Source organism: Pseudonocardia sp. McavD-2-B, assembly GCF_024124365.1.
GTDB lineage: Bacteria > Actinomycetota > Actinomycetes > Mycobacteriales > Pseudonocardiaceae > Pseudonocardia > Pseudonocardia alni.
This window is the reverse complement of record NZ_JAMXSG010000441.1, coordinates 1-2,723: the sequence shown is the minus strand read 5'-3', so window position 1 is coordinate 2,723 and position 2,723 is coordinate 1. Positions and strand designations below refer to the sequence as shown.

The 2,723-nt window shown below is 75.8% G+C and carries 3 protein-coding genes; 2 read left to right on the top strand and 1 reads right to left on the bottom strand.

Annotated features, from left to right (window positions below):
- Positions 1 to 478, top strand: a 478-nt coding sequence (locus NH602_RS29905; RefSeq protein WP_253069571.1) for a fructose-bisphosphatase class II, incomplete at its 5' end; no start/stop codon positions are given.
- Here the strand turns inward: NH602_RS29905 and NH602_RS29900 are convergent.
- A complete protein-coding gene (locus tag NH602_RS29900; protein ID WP_073573864.1) occupies positions 471 to 1,457 on the bottom strand; it encodes a malate dehydrogenase in 987 nt (328 codons plus the stop codon). The two genes, NH602_RS29905 and NH602_RS29900, sit on opposite strands and share 8 nt — an antisense overlap.
- Positions 1,458 to 1,556: 99 nt before the next feature.
- Between NH602_RS29900 and NH602_RS29895 the strand changes: the two genes are divergently transcribed.
- Positions 1,557 to 2,714 carry a DUF418 domain-containing protein gene (locus NH602_RS29895; RefSeq protein WP_253069570.1) on the top strand — a complete coding sequence of 386 codons (1,158 nt, stop codon included), beginning with the start codon at positions 1,557 to 1,559 and terminating at the stop codon, positions 2,712 to 2,714.
- Positions 2,715 to 2,723: the final 9 nt, after the last annotated feature.

Sequence of the window (2,723 nt, the reverse complement as noted above, 5' to 3'; positions counted from 1 at the left end):
GGGGGGGCGGGGACCCGCCGACGCCGTCCGTGCCGAGGGCGCGCGGGCCGTCGTCCCGGCCGGGGGCGTCCTGGAGGGAGCGATCACGGCCGCGTGCCCGACGCGGCCCGTGGACCTGATGCTCGGGCACGGTCCCGCCGCAGAGGCCGTCCTCGCGGCGGCCGCGGTGAGGTGCCTGGGTGGTTCGGTGCAGTTCCGGACCGGTGCCGGCGGTCTGCGGCGCGCCGAGGACCTCGTGGGGAGCGGCGGGGTCGTGTTCTGCGCCACCGCGGTGGGCGACGGCCCCCTGCTGCGTGGTGTGCGGGTTCGGGCAGGGCGCGTCATCACCCGGTCGCTGACGCTGGCGTCGGCTCCGCGGTCGGCCCGGCTGGTCGAGACCGAACACGGGCTGCGACCGGGTCCGGGCACCGCCGGGACCAGCGCACGGGCCACGGACGGCGTCCGTCCGCGGCCCGTGCGGGGTGGCGGTCTCAGATGAGGCCGAGCGTGGCGACGGTGTCGCGCTCCTCGACCAGCTCGGCGACGCTCGCGTCGATCCGCCCGCGGGAGAACTCGTCGATCTCCAGGCCCTGGACGATCTTCCACTCGCCGTTCTCGGAGGTCACCGGGAACGAGGAGATGATGCCCTCGGGGACGCCGTAGGAACCGTCCGACGGGATCGCGGCGGAGGTCCAGTCACCGGCCGGGGTGCCGTTGACCCAGTCGTACACGTGGTCGACGGCGGCGTTCGCGGCCGACGCGGCCGAGGACGCGCCCCGGGCCTCGATGATCGCGGCACCGCGCTTGGCGACGGTCGGGATGAAGTCGTTCTCCAGCCACTCCCGCTCGACCTGCTCGGCGGCGATCTTGCCGCCGACCTCGGCGTGGAAGAGGTCCGGGTACTGGGTGGCCGAGTGGTTGCCCCAGATCGTGAGCTTGCTGATCTCGTCGAGGCCGACGCCGAGCTTCTTCGACAGCTGCGCCAGCGCGCGGTTGTGGTCGAGGCGGGTCATCGCGGTGAACCGGTCCGCCGGGACGTCCGGCGCCGAGGCCTGGGCGATGAGGGCGTTGGTGTTGGCCGGGTTGCCGACGACCAGGACGCGGACGTCGTCCGCGGCACCGGCGTTGATCGCCTTGCCCTGCGGGCCGAAGATGCCGCCGTTGGCCTCGAGCAGGTCGCCCCGCTCCATCCCCTTGCTGCGGGGACGGGCGCCGACGAGCAGCGCGACGTTGGTGCCGGAGAACGCGGCGTTCGCGTCGTCGAAGATGTCGATGCCGCGCAGCAGCGGGAAGGCGCAGTCGTCGAGCTCCATCGCGGTGCCCTCGGCGGCCTTCACGGCCTGCGGGATCTCCAGCAGGTTCAGCTTCACCGGGGTGTCGGGCCCCAGCAGCTGCCCGGAGGCGATCCGGAAGAGCAGCGCGTAACCGATCTGGCCAGCGGCTCCGGTGACGGTAACGGTAACGGGGGTAGCAGACACGCCACGGACCCTAGCCCTGATCGCGCCCGCGTACCGCGACGGGGAGCACACCCACCGCCACGCGTGGCGGGAACCACACCGCCGGTAGCGTAGGGCGTGATGCGTGACGTCCCGGTGACCGGTCGTGCACCGGCGCCGGACCTGGCCCGCGGCGCGGCGCTGCTGCTGATCGCCGTCGCGAACGCCCACACCTTCGTCACCCACCGCGGCATCGGGGTGCGTGCCTACCCGCTCGACCCGACCGGCGTCGACGCCTGGCTCGCCGCGGCGCAGCTGACCCTGGTCGACGGCCGGGCCTATCCGCTGTTCGCGCTGCTGTTCGGCTACGGCATCGCCGGGCTCGCCCGCCGTGCGGCCCGCGACGGTGCCGGGCCCGACCAGGTCCTGGCCCTGGTGCGTCGCCGGGGCGGGGCGCTGTTCGCCGTCGGTGCCGCGCACGCGGTGCTGCTGTGGCACGGGGACTTCGTCGCCGCCTACGGGCTGATCGCGGTGGTCCTCGCGCCGGTACTGGTCCGTGGGTCGACCGCGGTGCTGGTGCTCACCGGGGTGGCCGCGACGACGCTGCTGGCGCTGCTCTACGCCCCCGTCGCGCTGACCCGGTCCGACGCGGCGTCGGCGTCGCCCTCGCTGGTCGCGCCGGACGTGCTGTCGGCGGCGGTGGAGCGGTTCGGCGAGTGGTTGTTCGGCAACCTGCTGATCAGCGCGCTCGGGCTCCTGGGCGCGGCGGTCGCGGGGGTGCTCGTCGCCCGCGCCGGGTGGCTCGACGCCCCGGCCCGGCACCGGCGGGCGCTGCGCCGGGGCGCCGTCGCGGGGATCGGGGCCGGGGTCGTGGGCGGCCTGCCGCTGGGTCTGGTCGCCGCCGTGGTGTGGGTGCCCTCGGAGCCGGTGGCGCTCGTGGTCGGGGTGCTGCACGCGGTGACCGGCTACGCGGCCGGGGCCGGGTACGCCGCCGCCGCGGCGCTGGTGGTGGCCCGGGGGTCGGCGACCCGGCCGGTCGCGGGCGCGCTGGTGGCGCTCGGGCGACGGTCGCTGAGCGGGTACCTGGCGCAGTCGGTGGTGTTCGTCGGCCTGTTACCGGCGTGGACGCTGGGGCTGGGGGCCGGTCTGCCGTTGTGGGCGGCGACGCTCTGCGGGGCCGGGGTGTGGCTGCTGACCGTCGTCGCGGCGGTGGTGTCCCGGCAGCGCGGCCGGCGCGGGCCCGCGGAGGTGCTGCTGCGGCGGCTGACCTACGGCCCCGCGCCCGCCGCGGCCCGCTGACCCCGCGCC